The following is a 6,580-nucleotide window of genomic DNA, read 5'->3' as shown; positions in this document are numbered from 1 at the left end:
GGCACGGCTGGTGAAAAGCCTTTCAACGCCTCGTCAGCGCCCGCTGCAAGCGGTTGTTCCAACAAAGCGACACGCGCATCAGCCAAAAAATTCTGCATCTTATCGAGCAAATCGAAAGACCAGCTTTCATTAGGATCAACAATCAGCCGTGCTTTGGGCGCCTGATCCCGCACGGCCTTGATGCAGTCTTCTGGATTATGCTCATCCACCTTGACTTTGATTACCGGACAATAAGCCAGCTTTGCTGCTGCTTTTGCCATAACCTCAGGTTCGTCAAGACTGACTGTCACGGCAGTGGCCAGTGGTTCAAGCTTGGCTATCCCCATCATACTGGCAACGCTTTGCCCTGAAATCCGCGCTTCAATGTCCCATAAAGCACAATCCAACGCATTGCGGGCGGGCCCAGGCGGGAGCAATGTCAGCAAGGCTTCCCGTCCGTAATGCTCGGTTATCTTATGGCTGACCGAATTGGCCTCTATCAATGCGCTTTCAACCGTCTGACCGTAACGTGGATAAGGAATGCCCTCCCCTCGTCCAGTAACGCCGCTTTCACTGATATTGGCGACGATCGTATCAATCGTATTTTTAACGCCCCGCGAAATCCTGAAGGGGGTTTTTAGCGGTAGGCTTTCACCCATAATAGAAAGGCTACGGGTCGCTGTCATAATCTTTTCCAGATAGCTAGTTCATCTTTGGTCATAACACCATTTCCACCGGAAAACGGTAAATTTTACCATTAACCTTGATCTGGATTATACACCCATAAGATTAAGGATCATTTTGGCCTGTTCAGGGTCTTCACTATAAATACCGCGTAGCGTTTTGGTGACGGTCTGGACATTGGGGGTTTCGACCCCACGCGCGGCCATACAGCTATGCACCGCAGAAATAACCACCGCAACACCGCGCGGACGCAGATTATTCCAGATGCAATCGGCGACTTGTGCGGTCAATCTTTCCTGTATTTGCAAGCGATGGGCGTAGCCTTTTAGCACCCGCGCCAGTTTTGACAGGCCAACAACCTTTTTATTCGGCAAATAGGCGATATGGGCATGCCCCATAATGGGCGCCATATGATGTTCGCAATGCGAATAGAAAGGAATATCTTTCAGCAATACGATATCGTTATAGCCACCAACTTCTTCAAAAACGGTTTTTAAATGGTTTTCAGGGTCTTCCCGATACCCCCGACAATAATATTTCCATGCTTTGGCAACCCGCTTGGGTGTATCAATCAGGCCTTCCCGATCAGGATCATCACCCGCCCAACGGATAAGGCTGCGAATGGCTTCCTGTATTTCTTCCGGCACATTGACCTGATCCGGGCGCATAACCGCCAGATCTTGTATTTCTTCCATTATGATATTTTGTCCTGTTTCGGGGTTATGGTCTAATAATGTCTGTTGCGCTATCATGTCAGGGATAGTGGAGCAATGATGGTTCTTTTGTTCTTTGTCTCTTCATTTCAAGCGAATTCTTTCTTTATTATGCGAATTTGGGATATTTATGGCAAATCTTGTCTGCGGCGTTTCTTCTTCTGCTCTGGGTCAAGCATGGCAATGGCGAGGCCAAAATTCGGGGTTTAGTGGAGAAAATCCGCTTGAAGATCTGATTGATCGCATTCTTATCACGCGCGGTTGCCCTCGTGAAAATCTGGCTGCCTATCGCGATCCCAAAATTAAAAATTTTATGCCTGACCCTTCTTTGTTACGCGATATGGATCGCGCGGCAGAGAGGCTAGCAAAGGCTATCTATAAGAAAGAATCTATCGTTATTTTTGGCGATTATGATGTCGATGGTGCTACTTCGTCGGCTTTAATGATCGATCTTCTCCGTCAATTGGGTGTGCATGCCGGTTACTATATTCCTGACCGTGTGGCGGAAGGCTATGGCCCCGCAGTACAGTCGATGCGAAAATTGGCCGAAGAAGGTGCTAATCTAGTTGTGACGGTCGATTGCGGCGCGCAGGCTTATGAAGCCCTTGAAGCAGCAAAAGAAGCCGGTTTGGATGTGGTAGTTGTCGATCATCATCAATGTCAGCCTCAATTGCCAGAGGCTTATGCTGTTGTAAATCCTAACCGTCTTGATGAAGAAGAAGGCGCACAATATGGGCATTTGGCCGCTGTCGGCGTAGCTTTTTTATTAGCAGCGGCTTTGGTGCGGCATTTGCGGCGAGACGGCTATTTTGCGGATAGACCCGAACCCAAACTAATGGCGTTGCTTGATTTAGTTGCCTTGGGAACAGTCGCTGATGTCGCGGCGTTACATGGGCTCAACAGGGCTTTTGTCGCGCAAGGATTAAAAGTTATGGTGGCACGGCATCGTCCCGGCCTTGCAGCTCTATTGGATATCGCAGGCGTTTCTCGTCCGCCAACGACTTATGATCTTGGTTTTATATTGGGCCCGAGGATCAATGCCGGTGGACGGGTCGGTAAATCTGATCTGGGTGTAAGATTGCTGACCAGTCTTGATAAGAATGAATGTGAGGAGCTGGCACTCGCTTTAAATCAATTCAATCTGGAACGACGATCGATTGAACAAACTGTAACCGAAGCCGCTGAAGGCCTATGTGAAGAGCAAGTTGAACGGCCTGTGATGGTTGTGGCGGGCGAAGGATGGCATCCCGGTGTAATCGGCATTGTCGCAGGTCGATTAAAACAAAAATATGACCGTCCGGTGATCGTCATCGGGATTGATGAAGACGGCAATGGTAAAGGTTCGGGACGTTCTTTATCTGGCGTCGATTTGGGCGCTGCTGTCTTATCAGCCAAGCAAGCGGGGCTGTTAGTGAATGGTGGCGGTCATGCCATGGCGGCGGGCTTAAGTGTCAAGAAAGAGCAGATACAGGATTTTGCTGCCTTTCTATCTGAAAGAGTACGGAAAGATGTTGAAACGGCTCGGGCGAATAAAGCTTTGTTTATTGATGAAGTTTTAAGCGCAGGCGGCGTTAATTTGGCCGTGATCGAAGCGTTGGAAGCTGGAGGCCCCTATGGTGCAGGGTGGCCCTCCCCTCATATTGTTACGGGCCCCGTATATGCAATTCAGACGCGGATATTAAAAGAGAAGCATTTGTCGGTTATTTTTAAAGGACAAGATGGGCAAAGCTTTAAGGCGATTGCCTTTAATGCGGTAGAGACCCCAATCACCCAAATGGTGATAGCGGCGGGGCGTGATCGCAAGCTATGGGTGGCCGGTAAAATCCAGTTAAATGAATGGAATGGCAGAAAAGATGCCCAGCTTCATATTGAGGATATCGCTTGGGCGTAAGGAAATAGGGCATTTTTCGCGAGACGGTAAAAGTTTTTGAAAAAAAATAAAAAAATTTAAAAAAACTGCTTGACCTAATCGCGAGAATTCCATATCTACCGCCTCACACCGCGAGCGACCCCATCGTCTAGCGGTCTAGGACATCGCCCTTTCACGGCGAAAACACGGGTTCGATTCCCGTTGGGGTCGCCAATAAATTTAACTTCGGTGTTACAATTTATTGGATGTTATAAGCTGGCTTTTAGCCGGCTTTTTTTGTATTTATAACATATCAAATCTACTTTTTACTTCATAAGATTAAATCGATCTTCGCCTTTTAGCGAAAGTTCTATTATTCAATTTTAATATTTTATTGTTATACGGATCACCTATTCCATGTCTTTTAAATGTTTTGTTGATGGCCTCAACCTTGCTAATCCGCAAGGAACAGGCATTGCCTCTTATGCTCGATCTCTATTGAAAGCGATAAGAAGCATCGGCCATGAAACAGGCATTATTTATGGCAGAAATGTAAGCAATTCATCAAATCCTGCTTTAAGAGAAATTCTATTCTTTCGCAACGAGTCATCACATTCCTCGAAAACAGCCATTTTATCTGATATTAAAGATATTATACGCTATAAAAAATCTGGAAAGATTCAACCAGATAGAATAAATTTAAATATCGTTGATAAATTATATTCAAAAAATACCAGTAATGATGTAGAATATATTTACAATTACAGAAATATTTTTACTATTTCTAAAAAAAATTACAAAACATTCCACAATTTTTTAAATATGATATTAGATGATGCACCCCAATTTATGCATTGGACGCATCTTATTCCTATAAGATTAAAGAATAGTATTAATATTTATACTATTCATGATCTGGTACCCTTTACACATCCCAATACAGTCGGTGGTAACCATCTTTTAAATTGGAACATTATCGCCGATATTTTAAAAAATGGAGATCATATACTGACTGTGTCTGAGGCTTCTAGGCGAGATATTATTCGTCTGTTTAATGCGCCTGAGAGCCAAGTAACGAATTTATATCAGGCCGTTGATTTTGAAGAGGCCTTGAAAAATCGTCCGAAGTCTTTGGTTGAGCGGGATGTAAATGGCTTATTTGGCTTGGAATATGGCCATTATTTCTTGTTCTATGGTGCGATAGAGCCAAAGAAAAATGTAAAGCGCTTAATTGAAGCCTATATGGCTGCGGATTGTCCTGATTATCCTCTTGTGATTGTTAGCAGCCGTAGTTGGAGTGCTGAAGAGGATCATGCTTTGCTGGAGCAGCTAAAAGGGCGCGATCTACCCGAAAAAAAGAAAATTATTCAGCTGGACTATATGTCTCGGTCTCAGCTTGTTAGTGCGATTAAAGGCGCACGCGCCGTTGTCTTCCCGTCGATTGCAGAGGGTTTTGGTTTACCTGTTGCTGAAGCGATGTGTTTAGGAACGGCGGTTATCAGTTCGACCCACCCAGCGATTAAAGAAGTCGCAGGAGATGCCGCGTTATTAGTGGATCCTTATGACGTAGATGCCATTTCTGAAGCCATAAGCGCGCTGGCTGAGGATGATGATTTGGTGAAGACATTACAGCAACGTGGTCCTGTCCAAGCAGAGAAATTCTCAATGGAAAATTATAAGAAACGATTGAAAGATTTTTATAAAAAATTTGGTTTCTAAAGGGCTATTTAAAGAGGCTTCTTAAAAAAGAAGCCTCTTTTTTTAGCTTAGCGTCTATAATCATCTTCAAGGCGAACGATGTCGTCTTCCCCCAGATAACAGCCGGTCTGAATTTCGATAAGGAGTAAATCGACTTTTCCGGGGTTATCGAGGCGATGCACCTCCCCCATCGGAATATAAATGGATTCATTCTCGCGAATAAGGTCAACATGATCGCCAACCGTGACACGTGCGGTGCCTTGCGTAACCACCCAATGTTCGGCGCGATTAAAATGCTTTTGCAGCGAAAGTCGATGACCCGGTTTCACCATGATCTGTTTCACTTGGAAACGAGGTCCCATGGCAATGGATTCATACCATCCCCAAGGACGGGCAACCTGTTTGGGATTTAAAGGCTCAAGCCGCCCTTCCTTGATCATTTTTTTGACCAATGTCCCAACATCTTGGGACTGATCTTGGTTGACGACCAAGGTCACATCTGAAGTGTTGATAATAGTTAGGTCTTTGACACCAAGCGTCGCGACCAAACCGTTTTCAGAGCGAATAAGACAATTAGAAGAATCTTCGGCGACCACATCGCCCATTAAAACATTGCCATTATCGTCATGATCACTGATCGCCCAAAGTGATGACCATGAACCGACATCACTCCAACCAATATCAACGGGCACGACAGCCCTGTTATGAGCCGCTTCCATAATCGCATAATCTATCGAAATAGAGGGCGCTTTCGCAAAGGATTTGGCGTCTAGGCGCGTAAAATCAAGGTCTTTTTGGCTCTTGCGTAAAGAGGCTTTAACCGCATCTAAAATATCGGATTGGTAAAGTGCAAAATCTTCTAATATCCGTGACACGGGGAAAAGAAACATCCCGCTGTTCCAGAGGAAACGACCACTAGCTAAATAATCTTCAGCTGTCTTGATATCCGGCTTTTCACGGAATCTGTCGATATGATAGCCACCCGCTATAGGTAATGCTTCACCCATTTCGATATAACCGTAACCTGTTTCAGGAGAGGTCGGGCGCACGCCAAAAGTCACAAGCGCCTTTGCTTTACGGGCAATAGTTTCGGCATCCTTGATCGCTTCATGAAATGCTTTGACATCACGGATAACGTGATCTGACGGTAAGATTAGCATGCAGGCATCGGGATCTTTATCCGCGATCATCGCAGCCGCTAAAGCAATCGCGGGCGCTGTGTTCCGGCCTTCTGGTTCAAGAATAATCTCTTGCGCCTTAATACCCATTTCTTGCAACTGCTCTGCAATAGTAAAACGGTATTCTTCATTGCAGATAACAAGAGGCGCGGTGAATAGAGACGAATCTGTTACACGCGCGACGGCATCCTGAAACAGGCTATTTTCGCCCATCAAACTGAGGAGTTGTTTGGGATGGCTCCGGCGGGATAACGGGAAAAGACGTGTACCTGAACCACCACACAAAACAACCGGATGTAGCATTATATATGATCTCTTTACTATTGTCGGGAGCCGAGGCTCCCTAATAGCAAATTAAGCGCGAGCGATGCTACCCATATTCGCCATTTCAACGACTTCAACAGGCTTTGAGTTCCGATGCAAAGCGGAGATAACCGCGGCAACGATACCATCAGCATCAAGACCGGCTTCAGCATATT

The 6,580-nt window shown here is 45.5% G+C and carries 5 protein-coding genes and 1 tRNA gene; 3 read left to right on the top strand and 3 right to left on the bottom strand.

What is annotated here, in order from left to right:
- Both LDL18_RS08320 and folE read right to left on the bottom strand, forming a co-directional pair.
- A partial coding sequence (locus LDL18_RS08320; protein ID WP_296508653.1) for an enolase C-terminal domain-like protein occupies positions 1–665 on the bottom strand: 665 nt, incomplete at its 3' end.
- 87 nt (positions 666–752) lie between these two features.
- Positions 753–1,358 (bottom strand): GTP cyclohydrolase I FolE, encoded by a 606-nt coding sequence (gene folE / locus LDL18_RS08315; RefSeq protein ID WP_296508651.1) that lies wholly within the window; start codon positions 1,356–1,358, stop codon positions 753–755.
- Between the two features lie 148 nt (positions 1,359–1,506).
- Here folE and recJ point away from each other — a divergent pair, with 148 nt between their 5' ends.
- From recJ to LDL18_RS08300, 3 genes are all read left to right on the top strand, one after another.
- Positions 1,507–3,267, top strand: coding sequence for a single-stranded-DNA-specific exonuclease RecJ (gene recJ, locus LDL18_RS08310; protein ID WP_296508649.1), 1,761 nt, complete (start codon positions 1,507–1,509; stop codon positions 3,265–3,267).
- Positions 3,268–3,383: 116 nt separating this feature from the next.
- Positions 3,384–3,459 (top strand) — tRNA-Glu (locus tag LDL18_RS08305).
- 183 nt (positions 3,460–3,642) lie between these two features.
- On the top strand, positions 3,643–4,944 hold the full coding sequence (locus tag LDL18_RS08300; RefSeq protein ID WP_296508647.1) for a glycosyltransferase family 1 protein: 1,302 nt from the start codon (positions 3,643–3,645) through the stop codon (positions 4,942–4,944).
- 47 nt (positions 4,945–4,991) lie between these two features.
- On the opposite strand, the gene LDL18_RS08295 is transcribed toward LDL18_RS08300, so the two are convergent.
- Positions 4,992–6,404, bottom strand: coding sequence for a mannose-1-phosphate guanylyltransferase/mannose-6-phosphate isomerase (locus LDL18_RS08295; protein ID WP_296508645.1), 1,413 nt, complete (start codon positions 6,402–6,404; stop codon positions 4,992–4,994).
- Positions 6,405–6,580: the final 176 nt, after the last annotated feature.

Origin of the sequence: Zymomonas sp., from assembly GCF_020216885.1 — a bacterium.
GTDB lineage: Bacteria > Pseudomonadota > Alphaproteobacteria > Sphingomonadales > Sphingomonadaceae > Zymomonas.
This window is presented reverse-complemented; position numbering and strand designations above follow the sequence as displayed.